Annotated in this window: 1 protein-coding gene and 1 pseudogene; both read left to right on the top strand. The window is 76.4% G+C overall.

Features of this window, described 5'->3' with window-relative positions:
- Window positions 1–81 precede the first annotated feature (81 nt).
- Window positions 82–10374 carry a type I polyketide synthase gene (locus tag ACFV2J_RS34860; RefSeq protein WP_385442433.1) on the top strand — a complete coding sequence of 3431 codons (10293 nt, stop codon included), beginning with the start codon at window positions 82–84 and terminating at the stop codon, window positions 10372–10374.
- A gap of 95 nt (window positions 10375–10469) precedes the next feature.
- Window positions 10470–21404: pseudogene (locus ACFV2J_RS34855) on the top strand (type I polyketide synthase); the annotation flags it as partial.
- Window positions 21405–21481 lie beyond the last annotated feature (77 nt).

The following is a 21481-nucleotide window of genomic DNA, read 5'->3' as shown; positions in this document are numbered from 1 at the left end:
CTCGGGCACTGGACCTCCCCACTCCGGCACTGGCTCCCGCACGGCGGACACTGTCCGGCTCGGGTCAAGGAAGTGAGACACGTGGCTGACGACGGCAAGTACGTCGAGTACCTCAAGCGGGTGACGGCAGAGCTGCGGCAGACCCGCCGGCAGCTTCACGAGGTGGAGGAGAAGCAGCGCGAGCCCATCGCCATCGTGTCGATGAGCTGCCGCTTCCCCGGCGCCGTGGCCACCCCCGAGGACCTGTGGCGGCTCGTCGACGAGGACGGCGACGCCATCGGCCCGCTGCCCGCCGACCGCGGCTGGGACATCGAGGACCGCTTCGACCCCGACCCCGACAAGCCGGGCACCTTCTCCACCCGCGAGGGCGGCTTCCTCGGCGACGCCGCCGCGTTCGACGCCGGCTTCTTCGGCATGAGCCCCCGCGAGGCCCTCGCCACCGACCCCCAGCAGCGACTGCTCCTGCAGGCGTCCTGGGAACTCCTCGAACGCGCCGGCATCCCTCCCGCCACCCTCCGCTCCAGCGCCACCGGCGTCTTCGTCGGCGCCGCCACCTCCGGCTACGGCCAGGGCCCCGTGGAGGTCCCCGAGGACGTCCACGGACTGATGCTCGCCGGCAACGCCACCTCCGTCGCCTCCGGCCGCATCTCCTACGTCCTGGGCCTGGAAGGCCCCACCGTCACCGTCGACACCGCCTGCTCCTCCTCCCTGGTCGCCCTCCACTGGGCGGTGCAGGCCCTGAGGTCGGGGGAGTGCGACCTCGCCATGGCCGGCGGCGTCGCCGTCATGGCGACCCCCGGACTGCTCTTCGAGTTCAGCCGGCAGCGCGGCCTCGCCGCCGACGGCCGCTGCAAGGCGTTCTCCGACGACGCCGACGGCACCGGATGGTCCGAAGGCGTCGGCCTGCTCCTGGTCGAGCGCCTCTCCGACGCCCGCCGCAACGGCCACCCCGTCCTCGCCGTCGTCCGCGGCTCCGCCGTCAACTCCGACGGCGCCTCCAACGGCCTCACCGCCCCCAACGGCCCCGCCCAGCAGCGCGTCATCGAACAGGCCCTGGCCAACGCCGGTTTGAGCGCCGCCGACATCGACGCCGTCGACGCCCACGGCACCGGCACCTCACTGGGCGACCCGATCGAGGCACAGGCCCTGCTGGCCACGTACGGCGGCGCCAAGGACGCCGACCGTCCGCTGCTGCTCGGCTCCCTGAAGTCCAACCTCGGCCACACCCAGGCCGCCGCCGGCGTGGCCAGCATCATCAAGATGGTCATGGCACTGCGCCACGGCCGCCTCCCGCGCACCCTGCACGTCTCCGAGCCCTCGACCCACGTCGACTGGGCGGCCGGCCACGTCCGCCTGCTCACCGAGCCCGCCGAATGGCCCGACACCGGGGACCGGCCGCGCCGCGCCGCCGTGTCGTCCTTCGGCATCAGCGGCACCAACGCCCACACCATCCTGGAGGCCGCGCCCGCCGAGCCGCCGGCCGACGCCCCCACCGACGCCCCCGCCGACGCCCTCGCGCCCGCGACACAGGCCGCCCCCGCCGACGCACCGGCCGCCTCCCCGGCCGTGCCGTGGATCGTCTCCGCGCGCAGCGCCGCCGCCCTGCGCGGCCAGGCCGCCCGGCTCCTCGACCGCGTCACCGCCGAGGACGACACCGCCACGCCCGGCATCGCGCACGCCCTCCTCACCACCCGTCAGCTCTTCGAACACCGCGCCGTCGTCCTCGCCGAGGACCACGCCGCCGCGCTGCGCGGCCTGGCCCGGCTCGCCGACGAGGACCCCGACGCGCCCGACGCGCCGCACGTCGTCACCGGCCGCGTCCTGCGCGGCGCCACCGCCTTCCTCTTCTCGGGACAGGGATCCCAGCGCATCGGCATGGGACGCGAGCTGTACGCCGCGTTCCCCGCGTTCGCCGCGGCCTACGACGCGGTCTGCGCCCACCTCGACACCGCCCTGGGCCGGTCCCTGAAGGGCATCGTCCTCGACGGCGCCGAGGGCCCCGGGGCCCTGGACGGCACCGACCTCACCCAGCCCGCCCTGTTCGCCCTCGAAGTGGCCCTGTTCCGGCTGCTGGAGTCCTGGGGCGTCAAGCCCAAGTACCTCGTCGGGCACTCCCTGGGCGAACTGTCCGCCGCGCACGCCGCGGGCGTCTGGTCGCTGGCCGACGCCTGCCGGCTGGTCGCGGCCCGCGGCCGCATCATGCAGGCGCTCCCGCCGGGCGGCGCCATGATCTCCGTCGAGGCGACCGAGGACGAGGTCACCGCGCTGCTCGCCGCCCACGGCGACGCCGTGAGCATCGCCGCCCTCAACGGCCCCCGCTCCACCGTGATCTCCGGCGACGAGAACGCCGTCGAGCAGGTCGCCGCCCAGCTGGAGGCCCGGCAGCGGCGCACCCGGCGCCTGCGCGTCGGCCACGCCTTCCACAGCGCCCGCATGGACGCCGCCCTCGACGAGTTCCGGACCGTCGCCGAGAGCGTCACCTACCACGCGCCGCGGATCACCGTCGTCTCCAACCTGACCGGCCGGCCCGCCACCGCCGAGGAACTGCGCTCGCCCGACTACTGGGTACGCCACCTGCGCCGGCCCGTGCGCTTCGCCGACGGCATCGACTGGCTCGCCGGACACGGCGTCAGCCGGTTCGTCGAACTCGGACCCGACGCCACCCTGACCGCGCTCGCCCGCACCTGCCTGCCCGACGACACCACCGAACGGGTCTGCCTCGCCTCCCTGCGCAAGGACCGGCCCGAGGCCCCCGCACTGCTGGCGGCCGTGGCCGGACTCTTCGCGCACGGCGCCGCCGTGGACTGGGAGCGCCTGCTGCCCCCGCCCGCCGCCGCCCGCGTCGACCTGCCCACCTACGCCTTCCAGCGCGACGACTACTGGCTGCGCATGAGCGCCCGCGGCGCCGGCGACCTGTCCGGCGCGGGACTCGGCAGCGCCGGGCACCCGCTGCTGAGCGCCGTCGTCCGCGTCGCCGACGACGGCCGGGTCCTGCTCACCGGCCTGCTCTCGGTGCGCTCCCAGCCCTGGCTCGCCGACCACCAGGTCTCCGGCGCCGTCCTGCTGCCGGGCACCGCCTTCGCCGAACTCGCCCTGCGCGCGGGCGACGAGGTCGGCTGCGACCTGCTGGAGGAACTGACCCTCGAAGCCCCGCTCGTCCTCGCGGAGAAGGACACCGCGCAGCTCCAGCTCGTCCTCGGCGCCCCCGACGACACCGGCCGCCGCCACCTGGCCGTCTACGCACGCCCCGAGACCGCAGCGGGCGACGACACCGACACCGGGTGGACCCGCCACGCCTCCGCGGTCCTGGCCGCCGGCGCGGCCGGGGCCTCCTTCGACCTGACGGCCTGGCCGCCGCCCGGCGCCAAGTCCGTACCCCTCGACGGCTTCTACGCCGCCCTCGCCGACACCGGCTACCAGTACGGCCCCGTCTTCCAGGGCCTCAAGGCCGCCTGGCGCGCGGACGGGGCCTGGTACGCCGAGGTCGCCCTGCCCGAGGACCAGCACAAGGACGCGGCCCGCTACGGACTGCACCCCGCGCTGCTGGACGCCGCCCTGCACGCCCAGCTCACCGCCCCCGCGGGGGAGGAGAGCGGCCCCGCCGGGGTCGGCCTGCCGTTCTCGTGGAGCGGGGTGCGCCTGCACGCGGTCGGAGCCACCAGCCTGCGGGTACGGATCGAACCGTCCGGCGCGAGCGGGGTCGCCCTGCGCATCGCCGACGCCGAGGGCCACCCCGTCGCCACCGTCGACACCCTCGTCTCCCGGCCCGTCTCCGCCGACAGCCTGCGCGGCGCCGCCGCCCCGGCCGCCGCCGGCGCCCTGCACCGCGTCACCTGGAGCCCCGTCGAGAACACGCCGGCCGCACCCCCGGCCGGCCGCTGGTACGTGTACGCGGACGGCACCGGCCTCGACACCGGCCTCGACGCCGCCTGGCCGCGCGTGGCCGGCCCCGACGACGTCCCCGAGGACGCCGAAGCGGTACTGCTGCCCTGCCCCGCCGGTGACGACGCCGGCGCCGTCGCCGCGCACCTCCTGGGGACCCTGCGGACCTGGCTCGCCGACGACCGCACCGCCGGCGCCCGCCTCGTCGTCCTCACCCGCGGGGCCCTCGCCGCCCGCGACGGCGAGGACGTCCCGGCCGTGGCCGCCGCCGCTGCCTGGGGCCTGGTCCGCTCCGCCCAGACGGAGAACCCCGGACGCCTCGTCCTGCTCGACACCGCCGCCGGCACCGCACCCGCCGACCTCGCCGCGGCCCTCGCCACCGGCGAACCCCAACTCGCCCTGCGCGACGGCCGGCTGCTCGTCCCCCGGCTCACCCGCGTGCCCACCGCCGTCCCCGCCGCCGACCCCGACCACGCCCCCGAGACCCCCTGGGACCCGGAAGGCACCGTCCTGATCACCGGCGGCACCGGCTTCCTGGGCGCCCTCGTCGCCCGCCACCTCGTCACCCAGCACGCCGTACGCGGCCTCGTCCTCGCCTCCCGGCGCGGCGCAGACGCCCCCGGCGCCGACGCCCTCGTGGCCGCACTCGCCGCCGAGGGCGCGGAGGTGACCGTCGAGGCCTGCGACACCGCCGACCCCGCCGCCCTCGCCGCCCTCCTCGCCCGGATCCCCGCCGACCGGCCGCTGCGCGGCGTCGTGCACACCGCCGGCGTCCTCGACGACGGCGTCCTCGCCTCACTCACCCCCGAGCGCCTCGACACCGTCCTGCGCGCCAAGGCCGCCTCCGCGCTCGCCCTGCACCACGCCACCCGCGACGCGGACCTGACGGCGTTCGTCCTGTTCTCCTCCGCCGCCGGACTGCTCGGCGGCGCCGGACAGGCCAACTACGCGGCCGCCAACACCGTCCTGGACGCCCTCGCCCAGCACCGGCACGCCCAGGGCCTGCCCGCCACCTCCCTCGCCTGGACGCTGTGGGCCGGCGACGCCGGCATGACGGGCGGCCTCGGCGAGGACGACATCCGGCGCATCGCCGCCTCCGGCCTTCCCGCGATCACCGCCGAACAGGGCCTCGACCTCCTCGACGCCGCCCTCGCCACCGGCGAGCCGCTGCTCGCCCCGCTGCGCCTGGACACCGCCGCGCTGCGCACCGCCGCCGCCGCGGGCCGGCTGCCCGTGCTGCTGCGCGGCCTGGTCCGGGCCCCCGCCCGGCGCACCGTCGAGGCGGGCACCGGCGGCGCACCCCGGCTGAACGCACGCCTGGCCGGCCTGGAACCGGCCGAACAGGAACGCCTCCTCCTGGACCTGGTACGCCGGCACGCGGCCACCGCCCTCGGCCACGACACGGCCGGCGCGGTCGGCGCCGACCAGTCCTTCCGCGACCTCGGCTTCGACTCCCTCACCTCCGTCGAACTGCGCAACCGCCTCAACACCGAGACCGGACTGCGCCTGCCCCCCACGCTCGTCTTCGACCACCCCCGGCCCGCCGCGCTCGCCCGCCACCTGCGCGAGGAACTCGGCGGAACCACCGTACGGACGGAGACCGCCGCCGTGGCCGCCGCCGACGACGACCCCGTCGTCATCATCGGCATGGCCTGCCAGTACCCCGGCGGCGTCACCTCCCCCGAGGACCTGTGGCGCTTCGTCGCCGAGGGCGGCGACGCCATCTCCGCGTTCCCCTCCGACCGCGGCTGGGACCTGGAACGCCTGCCCGGCCTCCAGGCCGGATTCCTCTACGGGGCCACCCACTTCGACGCCTCCCTGTTCGGCATCTCGCCCCGCGAGGCCCTCGCCATGGACCCCCAGCAGCGGCTGCTGCTGGAGTCCTCCTGGGAGGTCTTCGAGCGGGCCGGCATCGACCCGCTGTCCCTGCGCGGCAGCCGCACCGGCGTGTTCGTGGGCGCGATGGGCTCCGGATACGCCTCCGGGCTCGCCGACATCCCCGAGGGCATGGAGGGCTACATCGGCCTCGGCGTCTCCGGCAGCGTCATCTCCGGCCGCGTCGCCTACACCTTCGGCCTCGAAGGCCCCACCATGACCATCGACACGGCCTGCTCCTCGGCGCTGGTCTCCCTGCACCTGGCCGCGCACGCGCTGCGCACCGGCGAGTGCGGCATGGCCCTGGCCGGCGGCGTCACCGTGATGGCCACCCCCGGCACCTACACCGAGTTCACCGCGCAGAACGGTCTCGCCGCGGACGGCCGCTGCAAGGCGTTCGCCGCGTCCGCCGACGGCACCAGCTTCTCCGAGGGCGTCGGAGTCCTGCTCCTCGAACGGCTCTCGGACGCCCGCCGCAACAACCACCCCGTCCTCGCCGTGGTCCGCGGCTCGGCCACCAACCAGGACGGCGCCTCCAACGGACTGACCGCCCCCAACGGCCCCTCCCAGGAACGCGTCATCCGCCAGGCCCTCGCCGCCGCGGGCCTCACCTCCCGCGAAGTGGACGCCGTCGAGGCGCACGGCACCGGCACCAGCCTCGGCGACCCCATCGAGGCCCGCGCCCTGTTCGCCACCTACGGCCAGGACCGGGAGGACGGCCGGCCCCTGCTGCTCGGCTCCGCCAAGTCCAACTTCGGCCACACCCAGGCAGCCGCCGGCGCCGCCGGAGTCATCAAGATGGTCATGGCCATGCGCCACGGCGAACTGCCCCGCACCCTCCACGTCGACGAACCCTCCGAGCACATCGACTGGTCCAGCGGCGCCATCGAACTGCTCACCGAGCCCCGCACCTGGCCCGCCGACACCGCACGCCCCCGCCGGGCCGGCGTCTCCTCCTTCGGCATCAGCGGCAGCAACGCCCACGTCATCCTGGAGGAACCGCCCGCACCCCGGCCCGCCCCCGCCCGCCCCGAACCGGCCGCCCGGCCCCGCGCGTTCACCGTCTCCGGACACACCCCGGACGCCCTGCGCGCCCAGGCCGCCCGGCTGCGCACCCACCTCCTCGCCCACCCCGGCACCGACCTGCGCGACCTCGCGCACTCCCTGTCCGCGGCCCGCCACACCCTCGACCACCGCGCCGTCGCCGTCGCCGGCGACCACACGGAACTGCTCACCGCACTCGCCGCCACCGCGCAGGGCACCGGCGCCCCGGACGTCGTCACCGGCGTCGCCACCGGCGGCGCCGGGACCGCGTTCCTCTTCAGCGGCCAGGGCGCCCAGCGCCCCGGCATGGGCCAGGACCTCTACCGGACCCACCCCGTGTACGCCGAGACCTTCGACACCGTCTGCGCCGAACTCGACCGCCACCTCGACGGACCGCCCCTGCGCTCGGTGGTCTTCTGCGAGGAGGGCTCGCCCGAGGCCGACCTGCTCGGCCGGACCGCCTACACCCAGGCCGCGCTGTTCGCCGTCGGCACCGCCGCCCACGCCCTGGTCCACTCCTGGGGCGCCCGCCCTGACGCCCTCATCGGCCACTCCATCGGCGAACTGACGGCCGCGCACGCCGCGGGCGTCCTCACCCTCCCCGACGCCTGCGCCCTCGTGGCCGCCCGCGGCCGGCTGATGCAGGCACTGCCCGAGGGCGGCGCGATGACCGCCGTCGAGGCCACCGAGGAGGAGGTGCGCACACTCCTCGACGAGAGCGACGCGAACGGGGAGCGCGCCGGCATCGCCGCCCTCAACGGCCCCGCGTCGGTCGTCCTCTCCGGCGACAGCGACGAAGTCGAGCGGATCGCCGCCGTCCTGGCCGGGCGCGGACGCCGCACCAGGCGCCTTCGGGTCAGCCACGCCTTCCACTCCGCCCGCATGGACGCGATGCTCGACGAGTTCGAACAGGTCGCGGCACGCGTCACCTACGCCCCGCCCGCCCTGCCCGTCGTCTCCAACGTCACCGGGCGCCTCGCCGAAGGCGACGACCTGCGCACGGCGGCCTACTGGAGGCGGCACGTGCGCGACGCGGTCCGCTTCTGCGACGGCGCGCGCGCCCTGGAGGCCCTCGGCGTCACCACGTACCTCGAACTGGGCCCCGACGCCACGCTGACGACGATGGCCCTCGACAGCGTCACCGACCCGACGGCGGCCGCCGCCGCACCGCTGATGCGGCGCGAGGGCGACGAGCGCCGCTCCGCGCTGCTCGCCGCGGGCCTGCTGCTCGCCCGCGGCGCCGAACTGGACCCGGCCGCGCTGCACGACCCCGACGCGCTGCGCGGTGCACTGCCCACCTACGCCTTCCAGCGCGAGCGCTACTGGCTCCAGTCCTCCGCGCAGCCCGCCGGGGCGGCCGTCCCGGCCGACTCCGCCGAGGAGGCGCGGTTCTGGGACTTCGTCGAACAGGCCGGCCCGCAGGACCTCGCCGACCGCCTCGGCCTCGACACCGACGCACCGCTCAGCGCGGTCCTGCCCGCGATCTCCTCCCTGCGCCGGGAGCGCCGGCAGACCTCCGAGGCGGAGGGCTGGGAGCACCGCGTCGTGTGGAAGCCGGCCGTCGAGGAGGCCGCCGCCCTCACCGGCACCTGGCTGCTGCCCGTGCCCGCCGCCGACGCGGACGGCGCCTGGGCCACCTCGATCGCCGCCGCCCTGGGCGCGCACGGCGCCCACGCGGTGAGCGTGCCCGTCGACTGCGCGTCGGCCGACCGCGTCACCCTGGCCGCCCAGTTGACCGACGCCCTCGCGAAGACGGACGGCGGCGTCCTCGGCGGCATCCTGTCCCTGCTCGCCGCCGACACCCGGCCCCTGCCGGAGCACCCCTCCACCCCGAGCGGCCTCGCCGCCACCGCCGCGCTCGTCCAGGCACTCTCCGACAGCTCCGAGGGCCTGGACGGCCCGGACGGCCCGGGCACAGCGCCCGGATCGGCCCCCGCGCCCCTGTGGTGCCTGACCGCCGGCGCCGTCGGCGTCCACGCCCAGGAGACACCCACCGCACCCGAACAGGCCGCCGTCTGGGGCTTCGGCCGCACCGCGGCCCTGGAACACCCGCAGAGCTGGGGCGGACTGGTCGACCTGCCCGGCACCACCGACGCCCCGGTCGCCGAGGACATCGGCCGCCGGCTCAGCGCGGTCCTGGCCGGCCGGGACGGGGAGGACCAGGTCGCGGTCCGCGGCTCCGGCACCTTCCTGCGCCGCCTGGAGCGGATACCGGCCGGCGCCGCGCCCGCCCCCGCCCCCGCCTGGCACGGCACCGTCCTGCTGACCGGCGCCACCGGCGCCCTCGGCGTGCACACCGCCGCCTGGCTCGCCGCGCAGGGCGCCGAACGGGTCCTCGCCGTCAGCCGTTCCGGCGCCGGCGCCGAGGGCGCGGCCCGGCTGAAGGCCGCACTGGAGGGCACCGGCACCGCACTCGAGATCGCCGCCTGCGACGTCGCCGACCGCGACGCGCTCGCCGCCCTGCTGGCCCGGCACCCGGTGGACGCCGTGGTGCACACCGCGGGCGTCCTCGACGACCGGCTCATCGACACCCTGTCGCCCGAGAGCCTGGAGACGGTGCTGCGGCCCAAGCTGGCCGCCGCCCGCAACCTCCACGACCTCACCCGCGACCGCGACCTGTCCGCCTTCGTGCTGTACTCCTCCGTCTCCGGCACCCTCGGCACCCTCGGCCAGGCCAACTACGCCGCCGCCAACGCCTATCTGGACACCCTCGCGCAGCAGCGCCGCGCCGCCGGACTGCCCGCCACCTCCCTGGCCTGGGGGCCGTGGGCCGGCGGCGGCATGGCCGCACAGAACACCGGGGCCGAGGAGCGCATGCGGCGCAGCGGCATGAACCCGCTGGACCCGCGGCGCGCCCCGGCGGCCCTCGGCCGGGCCGTGGCCCGCCCGGACGCCGCCGTGACCGTCGCCGACGTCGACTGGGCACGCTTCGCGCCCGGCTTCACCTCGGCCCGGCGCAGCCCGCTCCTGTCCGACCTGCCGGAACTCCGCGACCTCGCGGCCGCCCGCCCGGCGGGCCCGGGCGAGGACGACGCCGCCGGCACCCTGCGCTCCCGGCTGGCCGAGCAGTCCGCCGCCGAGCAGGAGCGCACGCTCCTCGCCCTGGTGCGCGGCCAGGCCGCCGGGGTCCTCGGCCACGCCTCCACCGACAAGGTCGGCGCCGCCCAGGCCTTCAACGCCCTCGGCTTCGACTCCCTGACCGCCGTCGAGCTGCGCAACCGGCTCGGCACCGCCACCGGCCTGGCGCTGCCCGCCACGCTGCTGTTCGACCAGCCCAACGCGAGCGCCCTCGCCGGATACCTGCGCGGCCGGCTCACCGAGGGCATGGACGGCGCGGGCCGGGCGCTGGCCGAACTCGACCGCCTGGAATCCGCGTTGACGGACCTGGCGGACGACGACGCGCGGCGGGACCGGATCGGCGCCCGGCTGCGTTCCCTGCTGGCCCGCTGGGACGGCCCGGACCGCGGCGCCGTCCTCACGGCGACGGCGACGGACGACGTCAGCGACCGGATCAACTCCGCAGCGGCGGACGAGATCTTCGACTTCATCGAGAACGATCTTGGAATCTCCTGAGGCCGCCGCGGCGGCGACGGCGAACGGACACAGGACCGGGGAACGGGTGAACACGCATGAGCGATGAACAGAAGCTCCTCGGCTACCTGAGGAAGGTCACGGCCGATCTCCACCAGACACGGCAACGGCTGAGCGAGGCCGAGGCCCGCAACCGGGAACCCGTCGCGATCGTCGCCATGGGCTGCCGCTTCCCGGGCGGAGTGACGGACCCCGAAGGCCTGTGGCGGCTGCTCGGCTCGGACGCCGACGCCATGACCGAATGGCCCGTGGACCGCGGCTGGGACACCGACTCGCTGTACGACCCCGAGCCCGGCACCCCCGGCCGCAGCTACACACGGACCGGCGGATTCATCGACCGCGTCGCCGACTTCGACGCCGGCTTCTTCGGCGTCTCGCCCCGCGAGGCCGTCGGCACCGACCCCCAGCAGCGCGTCCTGCTGGAGATCTGCTGGGAGGCCCTGGAACGGGCGGGCATCGACCCGGCGGCCCTGCGCGGCAGCCGCACCGGCGTGTTCGCGGGCACCAACCTCCAGGACTACACCACCCTGCTCAGCCTCTCGGACAACGCGGGCGACGACGGCGTCGGCAACTCCGCTAGCGTCCTGTCCGGCCGCGTCTCCTACACCCTCGGCCTGGAGGGCCCCGCGGTGTCCCTCGACACCGCCTGCTCGTCCTCCCTGGTGACCCTGCACCTGGCCGTACAGGCCCTGCGCAACGGCGAGTGCGACCTCGCGCTCGCCGGCGGCGTCACCGTCATGTCGACGCCCACCGTCTTCCTGGAGTTCAGCCGGCAGCGCGGCCTCGCCGCCGACGGCCGCTGCAAGGCCTTCGCGGACGCCGCCGACGGCACCGCCTGGGGCGAGGGCGCCGGCGTCCTCGTCGTCGAGCGGCTCTCCGACGCCCGCCGCAACAACCACCCCGTCCTCGCCGTCGTCCGCGGCTCCGCCGTCAACCAGGACGGCGCCTCCAACGGACTGACCGCCCCCAACGGCCCCTCCCAGGAACGCGTCATCTGGCAGGCGCTCACCTCCGCCGGCCTCGCCCCCGCCGACGTCGACGCCGTCGAGGCGCACGGCACCGGCACCAGCCTCGGCGACCCCATCGAAGCGCAGGCACTGCTGGCCACCTACGGACAGGACCGGCCCGCCGACCGGCCGCTGCTGCTCGGCTCGGTCAAGTCCAACATCGGCCACACCCAGGCCGCCGCCGGAGTCGCCGGCGTCATCAAGATGGTCCTCGCGCTGCGCGAGCGGCACCTGCCCGCCACCCTGCACGTCGACCGCCCCTCCCGCCACGTCGACTGGTCCGCCGGCCACGTCGAACTGCTCACCGGCGCCCGGTCCTGGCCGGCCGCCGACCGGCCGCTGCGCTGCGGCGTCTCCTCCTTCGGCGTCAGCGGCACCAACGCCCACGTCATCCTCGAACAGCCCCCGGCGCCGCCGGAGACCGCACAGCCCGCCACCGACGGCCCGCCGCCCGCCGCGGCCACCGGCCCCTTCGCCTTCCCGGTGTCCGGACGCACGAGCGCCGCGCTGCGCGCCCAGGCCCGGCGCCTGCACGACCACCTGACCCACGGGGACCGCCCCGCCCCGCACCCCGCCGACCTCGCCCACGCGCTGACCCGCACCCGCTCCGCCCTGGAACACCGCGCCGTCGTCGTCGCCCGGGACACCGGCGAACTCCTCGCCGGCCTGGACGCCGTCGCCGAGGACACGCCCGCGCCCTCCGTGGTCAGGGGCGTCGCCGACACCGAGGGCGGCCCCGTCTTCGTCTTCCCCGGACACGGACCGCAGTGGCCCGGCATGGCCACCGAACTCCTCGACACCGACGAGCTGTTCCGCACCCACTTCACCGAAGTCGCCTCCGCCGTCGAGGAGTACACCGACTGGAAGGTGCTGGACGTGCTGCGCGAGGCCGACGGCGCCCCGCCGCTGGACCGCGTCGACATCGTCCAGCCCGCCCTGTTCGTGGTCTGCGTGGCACTCGCCCGGCTGTGGCGGTCCCACGGCGTGCGGCCCGTCGCCGTCGTCGGCCAGAGCCAGGGCGAGATCGCCGCCGCGCACGTCGCCGGCGCCCTCACCCTGGCGGACGCCGCCCGCATCGTCGTCACCCGGGGCCGCGCGCTCACCCCGCTCGCCGGCCGCGGCGGCATGCTCTCCGTACCGCTGCCGCTCGCCGAGGTGACACTCCGCCTGGCCCGCTGGGAGGGACGGATCTCCGTGGGCTCGCTCAGCGGCCCCCGCGCGGTCGTCGTCTCCGGCGAGGAGGAGGCGCTCGGCGCCCTGCAGGCCGAACTCGCCGCCGAGGGCGTCACCGCCCGCCGCGTCGCCATCGCCTACGCCTCGCACTCCGCGCAGATCGAGGAGGTGCGCGACGACCTGCTCGCCGCGTTCGCACCGGTCGCCGCACGCCCGGCCGAGGTGCCGTTCTACTCCACGGTCACCGGCGACCGGATCGAGGACACCACCACGCTGGACGCGGACTACTGGTACCGCAACGTCCGCCAGACCGTCCGCCTCGGGGACGCCGCCGGGGCGCTCGCCGCCGCGGGCCACCGCGTCTTCGTGGAGGTCGGCCCCCACCCCGTGGTGACCACCGTCCTCGGCGACGTCCTGGACGAGGCCGGCGCCGCCGACAGCGCCGTCGTCGGCACCCTGCGCCGCGGCGACGGCGGCCCCGGCCGCTTCCTGCTCTCCCTCGCCGAACTCCACGTACGGGGCTGCGCCGGACTGCGCACCGCCGACGACACCCCCGCACACCGCGTCGACCTGCCCACCTACGCCTTCCAACGCCGCCGCTACTGGCCCGAGTTCACCCGCGCCGCAAACGCAGGCAGCGCGCGGGGCACCGTCGACGGGCCGTTCTGGGAGGCCGTCGAGCAGGGCGACGTCACGGCCCTCACCGCCGCCCTCGACCTCGACGAGGACGCCGTCTCCCGGCTCGTCCCGGCGCTGGCGCACTACCGCCGGCACAGCGCCGAGACCGCCGTCGCCGACTCCTGGCGCTACCGCATCGCCTGGCAGCCCGTCGAGGACGGACCCGCCCCCGCCCTCACCGGCCGCTGGCCCGTCGTCGTCCCCGCGGGCCACGAGGACGGCCCCGAGGCCACCGCCCTGACCGCCGCCCTGCGGCGCGCCGGCGCCACCCCGGTGACCGTCACCGTCGACTGCGCGGCCGACCGGACCACCGTCACCGCCGCCCTCCGCGCCGCCCTCACCGGGAGCGCCGGCCCCTCGGCGCAGCCCGCCGGGCCCGCCGGGACGAACCACGCCGCCGGAGCCGCCGGAGCCGCCGGAATCGTCTCGCTGCTCGCCCTCGACGAGGACCCGCTGCCCGCACTGCCCGCCGTGCCGAGGGGGTTCGCCGGGACCGTCACCCTCGTCCAGGCGCTGCAGGACCTCGGCACCGACATCCCGGTGTGGTTCACCACACGCGACGCCGTCGCGACCGGCGCGCACGGCGCCCCGCGCACGCCCGTCCAGTCGATGATCTGGGGATTCGGGCGGGTCGTCGCCCTCGAACAGGCCGACCTGTGGGGCGGTCTCGTCGACCTGCCCGCCGCCCTCGACGAGCGGGCCGCCGACCGGTTCGCCGCCGTGCTGGCCGGCCGCGACCACGAGGACCAGGCCGCGATCCGCGCCACCGGCGTCCTGGGCCGCCGGCTGCTGCGCGCGGCCACCGGCGCCCTGCCGGCCGGCCGCCGCTGGCACCCGGAGGGCACGGTCCTGGTCACCGGCGGCACCGGCGCACTCGGCCGGCACGTCGCCCGCTGGCTCGCCGGCTCCGGCGCCCGCGACCTGCTGCTGGTCAGCCGCTCCGGCCCGGACGCGCCCGGCGCCGCCGAACTCGCCGCCGAACTCGCCGCGCTCGGCGCCCGCGCCGAGATAGCCCGCTGCGACATCGCCGACCCCGACGACCTCGCCCGCCTGCTCGCCGCGATCCCCGCCGAACGGCCCCTGACCGCCGTGTTCCACACCGCCGCCGTCCTCGACGACGGCGTCATCGGCTCCCTCACCCCCGACCGCCTCGCCGACGTCCTGCGCGTGAAGGTGGGCGGCGCCCTCAACCTCGACTCCGCCACCGCCGGACTCGACCTGTCCGCCTTCGTCCTGTTCTCGTCCTCCTCCGGAGTCTTCGGCAGCCCCGGACACGGCAACTACGCCCCCGGCAACGCCTTCCTCGACGCCCTCGCCGAGGACCGCCGCGCCCGCGGCCTGCCCGCCACCGCCGTCGCCTGGAGCGGCTGGGCCGACGGCGGCATGGCCTCCGGCACCGTCGGCGAACGCCTGGAACGCCACGGCGTACGCCTCATGGACCCCGACACGGCCGTCACCGCGCTCCAGCACGCCCTCGACCACGACGACACCACCCTCGTCGTCACCGACATCGACTGGGAGGTGTTCGGCGCCGAACTCGCCAAGGGCCGCCCGCGCCGCCTCTACGCCGCCCTGCCCGAGGCACGGCAGGCCCCGGCCGGCGCGCGCGGCACCGCACCGGAGCCCGCACCGGGGGAGCGCACCGGCCTCGCCGAACAGCTCGCCCCCCTCGGCGACAGCGACCGCCGCAGCGCCCTGCTCACCCTCGTCCGGGCCCACATCGCCTACGTGCTCAACCACCCCAGCCCCGACGAGGTCGAACCCAACCGGGCCTTCCGGGAACTCGGCTTCGACTCGCTGACCGCCGTCGAACTGCGCAACGCCCTCAACGCGGCCACCGGCCTGCGGCTGCCGACCAGCCTCGTCTACGACTACCCGACCCCCGCCGCGCTCGCCGACCACCTCGGCGCCGCGCTCGCCCCCACCGGCCCCCCGGCGGCCACCGCGCCCGCGGCCCCGGACGCACGGCGCCCGGACACCGACGACGACCCGATCGCCATCGTCGGCATGGCCTGCCGCTTCCCCGGTGACGTCGGCACGCCCGAGGAGTTCTGGCGGCTGCTGGCCGCCGGCACCGACGCCATCACCCCCTTCCCCGACGACCGCGACTGGGACCTCGACGCGCTCTACGACCCGGAGCCGGGCCGCAGCGGCGGCATCTCCACCCGGGCCGGCGGCTTCCTCACCGGGTTCGCCGACTTCGACCCGGCGTTCTTCACCATCTCCCCGCGCGAGGCGGCCGCGATGGACCCGCAGCAGCGACACCTGCTGGAGATGTCCTGGGAGACGTTCGAGCGGGCCGGCATCGAGCCCGGAGCGCTGCGCGGCAGCCGCACCGGTGTCTTCGCGGGCACCAACTACCAGGACTACTCCTCCCGCCCGCTCGCCCTCGACGAGGACGCCGGCGCCCACCTGGGCACCGGCAACTCGGCGAGCGTGCTGTCCGGCCGCATCTCCTACACCTTCGGCCTGGAGGGCCCGGCGGTCACCGTCGACACCGCCTGCTCCTCCTCGCTGGTCGCCCTGCACCTGGCGGTGCGCTCGCTGCGCTCCGGCGAGTGCGACCTCGCCCTCGCCGGCGGCGTCACCGTGATGTCCACCCCGGGACTGTTCCTGGACTTCAGCAGGCAGCGGGGCCTGGCGGCGGACGGCCGGTGCAAGTCCTTCGCGGACGCCGCCGACGGCACCGGCTTCTCGGAGGGCGGCGGCATGCTCCTGGTGGAGCGGCTGTCCGACGCCCGCCGCAACGGACACCGGGTCCTCGCCGTCGTCCGCGGCTCCGCCGTCAACCAGGACGGCGCCTCCAACGGGCTCACCGCCCCCAACGGCCCCTCCCAGCAGCGGGTCATCCGGGCCGCGCTCGCCGACGCGGGCCTCGGCACCACGGACGTCGACGTCCTGGAGGCACACGGCACGGGAACCATGCTCGGCGACCCCATCGAGGCCCAGGCGGTCCTCGCCACCTACGGCCAGGACCGGCCCGCCGACCAGCCGCTGTGGCTGGGCTCGGTGAAGTCCAACATCGGTCACACCCAGGCCGGCGCGGGCGTCGCCGGGATCATCAAGATGGTCCTGGCCCTGAACAACGGTGTCCTGCCCGCCACCCTCCACGTCGACCAGCCCTCCACCCACGTCGACTGGACGGAGGGCGAGGTCCGGCTGCTGACCGAGGCCGTCGACTGGCCCGAGGCGGACCGACCCCGCCGCGCCGGTGTCTCCTCCTTCGGCATCAGCGGCACCAACGCCCACGTCATCCTCGAAGCCGCCACCGACGAGGAACCCGGCACGCCCGCCGAGGCCGGACCCGCCGCGCCCGCGGCCGCCGGCACCCAGGCCCCCGTCATCCCCTGGGTGCTCAGCGCCCGCAACGCCGCCGCCCTGCGGGACCAGGCGAGCCGCCTGCTCACCCACCTCGCCGACCGGCCACAGGCCGACGCCCGCGACGTGGGACTGTCCCTCGCCACCACCCGTACCGCCTTCGAACACCGCGCCGTCGTCCTCGGCGCCGACCGGAGCGAACTCACCGAGGCCCTCACCGCGCTGGCCGAGGGGCGCTCCGAGCCCCGCACCCCGGCCGGCGTGGCACGCGGCGGCGGTCGCACCGCGTTCCTCTTCACCGGCCAGGGCGCCCAGCGCCCCGGCATGGGCCGCGAACTCCACCAGGCCTACCCCGTGTTCGCCGAGGCCTTCGACGCGGCCTGCGCCCACCTCCCCGGACTGCGCGAGATCATCCTCGGCGACGGCGACGGCGACCGTGGCTCCGAGGCCGCCGCCGAGCTCCTGAACCGCACCGAGCACGCCCAGCCCGCCCTGTTCGCCTTCGAGGTCGCCCTCTACCGCCTGCTGGAGTCCTGGGGCATCGTCCCCGACCAGGTCACCGGCCACTCCGTCGGCGAACTCGCCGCGGCCCACGTCGCCGGCGTCCTCTCCCTCCCCGACGCCTGCACCCTGGTCGCCGCCCGCGGCCGGCTCATGCAGCAACTGCCCCCGGGCGGCGCGATGGCCTCCCTCCAGGCCTCCGAGGCGGAAGTACTGCCCCTGCTCGCCGGACGGGAGACCACCCTCGGCATCGCCGCCCTCAACGGGCCCGCGGCCACGGTCGTCTCCGGCACCGAGGAGGCCGTCACCGCCGTCGTCGACCAGCTGGCGGCGCAGGGCCGCAAGACCTCCCGGCTGCGCGTCAGCCACGCCTTCCACTCACCGCTCATGGACCCCGTCCTCGACGCCTTCCGGTCCGTCGCCGCACGGCTCACCTACTCCGCACCGCACCTGGCCTTCGTCTCCGGCACGACCGGAGAGCCGGTCGGCGCGGCGCAGTTGACCGACCCCGAGTACTGGGTGCGCCACGTCCGCGAACCGGTCCGCTTCCAGGACGCCGTCCGTCACCTCCGCGACGGCCTCGCCGCCACCCGTTTCCTGGAGATCGGCCCGGACGCCACCCTGACCACCCTGGCCACCGCGGCCCTCGACGACCCCGACCGCCCCGCGGCCCAACTCGTCCCGGCCGTCCGCAAGGACGTCCCCGAGGCCCGCGGCCTGCTCACCGCGCTCGGCCGGCTGTTCACCACCGGCACCGAACCCGACTGGCCCGCCCTGTTCACCGGCGCCCGGCCGGTACCGCTGCCCACCTACGCCTTCCAGCGCGAGCGCTACTGGCTGCCCAGCGCCCCCTGGACCGGCGACCTGGAGGGCGCCGGCCTGGAAACGGCGGCCCACCCCTTCCTGGGCGCCGCCGTCAGCCCCGCCGGCTCCGACACCGTCCTGTTCACCGGACGTCTCTCCCTGCGCACCCACCCCTGGCTCGCCGACCACACCGTCCTCGGCCGCGTCATCCTGCCCGCGACCGGCTACCTCGACCTCGCCGTCCACGCGGGCGACCGCACCGGCTGCGCCCACCTCGCCGAACTCACCCTGCACAGCCCGCTCGTGATCCCCCACGACGGAGCCGTCCTGCTCCAGGTCACCGTGGAGGCACCCGACGAGCGGGGCCGGCGCGCCTTCGGCGTGCACGCCCGTCCCGCGGAGGCCGACGCCGCCACCCCGTGGGAACAGCACGCCCGGGGCACCCTCGCCCCCGGCGCGAACACCCCGGACACCCCGGCCGCCGACCTGAGCGTCTGGCCCCCGCACGGCGCCGAGACCGTCGCCGACGGCGGCCACTACGAAGGGTTCGCCGAGGCCGGGTTCGACTACGGGCCCAGCTTCCAGGGCCTGGGCCGGGTGTGGCGGCGCGGCGACGAGGTCTTCGCCGAGGCCGCGCTGCCCGAGGAGTACCGGTCCGACGCCCCCCGCTTCGGCCTCCACCCCGCCCTGCTGGACGCGGCGACCCACGCGCTTCTCGTCGAACTCCCGGGCGGCGCCGGGAAGTCGCCGGAGCCCATGCTGCCCTTCGCGTGGAGCGGCCTGACCCTGCACGCGGAGGGCGCCACCGCCCTCAGGGTGCGGCTGGCGCCGGCCGGCCACGACCACGGGTTCTCCGTGCTCGTCGCCGACACCGACGGCCGGCCCGTCGCCACCGCCGAGTCCATCACCCTGCGCACCGTGGCCGCCGCCCCGCCGCGCGAACACGACGACCGGGCACCCGGGCTGCTGCGCCTGGCCTGGAGCGACGCACGGCCCGCCCCGGCCGCGCCCCGCCCCGGATCGGCCCGCTGGATCATCCTCGGCGAGGGCGACGACCGGGTGGCCCGGGCCGTCGACGCCGCGGGCGTCCACCTGGAGGCGTACGCCGACCTCGAAGCACTCGGCAAGGCCGTGGACACCGGCATGACCCTGCCGGACATCGTGCTCGTCGCCCCGGGCGGCCACCGCCCCGACGACGGACACGACGTCCCCGGCACCGTCCGCTCCGCGCTCACCCCGGCCCACGACCTGATCCGCGGCTGGCTCGGCGACGAACGCTTCGCCGCCTCCCGCCTGGTGTTCGTCACCCGGTCCTGCGTGGCCACCGACGACGACGGCGGCATCCAGGACCTGGCGGGCGCGGCCCTGTGGGGCATGGTCCGCTCCACACAGGCCGAACACCCCGGCCGCTTCCAGCTCGTGGACCTGCCCGGCACCCCCGACGCGGCGGACGAGCACGCCCTCCTCGCCGCCGTCGCCGCCGTCCACCCGCAGAGCGCGGTACGCGCCGGCCGGGTCCTGCTGCCGGGCCTCGCCCCGGTCGAGCCCGGCACCGAGGCACCCGCCCTGGCGTCCGGCACCGTCCTGGTCACCGGCGCCACCGGCGCCCTCGGCAGCGCCCTCGCCCGGCACCTGGTCACCGCCCACGGCGTCCGCGGCCTGCTGCTCACCAGCCGCCGCGGCCCCGACGCCCCCGGCGCCGGCGCACTGCGCGACGAACTCACCGCACTCGGCGCGGACGTCACCCTCGTCGCCTGCGACACCGCCGACCGCGCCCAGGTCGAACGCCTCCTCGCCGCCGTCCCCGCCGACCGGCCGCTGACCGGCGTGGTGCACGCCGCCGGCGTCGTCGACGACAAGCCGGTCACCGCCCTGGACCCCGAACGCTTCGAGCGGGTCCTGCGCCCGAAGGCCGACGGCGGCTGGCTGCTGCACGAACTCACCGCCGGCCACGGCCTGTCCGCGTTCGTCCTGTTCTCCTCCGCCGCGGGAACCTTCGGCTCCCCGGGCCAGGCCAACTACGCCGCCGCCAACGCCTTCCTCGACGCGCTCGCCTCCCACCGGCACTCGCTCGGCCTGCCCGCCTCCTCCCTCGCCTGGGGAGTGTGGGAGAGCGACAGCGCCATGACGGCCGGCCTCTCCGACACCGACCGCCGCCGCATGACCCGCGGCGGCATGCGCGCGCTGTCCACCAAGGACGGACTCCTCCTGCTCGACAGCGCGCTGACCACCGACCGTCCCGCCCTCATCGCCATGGACACCACCGCCGGCACCGGCGCCCTGCAGGCGCTGCTGCGGCCGGCGGACCGCCCGGCCGGCCGGCGCAGCGCGGCCGGCGCCCGGTCGGCACCGGCCGCCGCCGTCCGGCTGAGCGGACTCGACCCGGCCGGGCGCCGCACCGCGCTGCTCGGCCTGGTCCGCGAACTGGCCGCGGCGGTCCTCGGACACGCCTCGGCCGACGCGGTGGAGGCCGACCAGCTCTTCACGGAACAGGGCTTCGACTCCCTGACGGCGGTCGAACTGCGCAACCACCTGGCCACCGCGACCGCCCTGACCCTGCCGCCGACCCTCCTGTTCGACCACGCCACCCCGGAACTGCTCGCCGCCCACCTCGACCAGCGGCTGCTGGAGGCACCCACCGGCGCCGGCCCGGCGGCGCCGGCCGACCGGCCCGCCGCGCACGCCGGGGACACCCTCAGCGGCCTGTTCAAGCAGGCCTGCGAGAGCGGCCGCGTCGACGAGGGCTTCGCGCTGCTCCAGGCCGCCGCCGCACTGCGGCCGACCTTCGCCTCCCCGCGGGAACTGGCCGCGGTGCCCGAGCCGATCAGGCTCTCCAAGGGCGAGAGGGGCACACCGTTCGTCTGCTTCAGCTCCTACGTGGCGCTGGCCGGCGTGCACCAGTACGCGCGGTTCGCCTCCGCCTTCCGCGGCGAGCGCGACGTATGGGCCCTGCCCACCCAGGGGTTCGGCACCGGTGAGGCACTGCCCGCCTCGTTCGACGCCGTCGCCGCGCTCCAGGCCGAGGCGGTCACCCGGACCGTCGGCGACGGCCCCGTCGTCCTCGTCGGCTCCTCCTCGGGCGGCATCCTCGCCCTGGCCGCCGCCCGGCACCTCCAGGAGCAGGGCAGGCCCCCGGCCGCCGTGGTCCTGCTCGACACCTACATGCCGCGCGCCGACTCGCCGTTCCTGAAGTTCTCCCAGCAGATGCTGGGCGGCATGTTCGACCGCGAGTCGATGTTCGCCCACATGGACACCGACCGGCTGACCGCCATGAGCTGGTACATCAGCCTCATCGGCGAATGGGAGCCGGGAGCGCTGGACAGCCCCGTCGTCCTGGTGCGCTCCAGCGAACCCCCGGTGCCCGCCGACCCGAACAGCCCCCTGGAGCGGGAGGAGTGGCAGTCGTCGTGGGAGCGGGCGCACACCACGATCGACGTCCCCGGCAACCACTTCACGATGATGGAGACCCACGCCCGCGGCACCGCCGAGGCCACCGACGCGTGGCTGGCGAGCCTGGGCCAGGACGGCTGACCCACCCCGCACAGCACGGTGCCCCCTGTGTCCGGCCCGGACACAGGGGGCACCGTGCGTGGCGGAAGAGGCGCGGC

It is taken from the genome of Streptomyces sp. NPDC059668 (assembly GCF_042734135.1).
Classification (GTDB): Bacteria; Actinomycetota; Actinomycetes; order Streptomycetales; family Streptomycetaceae; genus Streptomyces.
The sequence above is the reverse complement of the archived record's forward strand: the minus strand, read 5'-3'. Positions and strand labels throughout refer to the sequence as shown.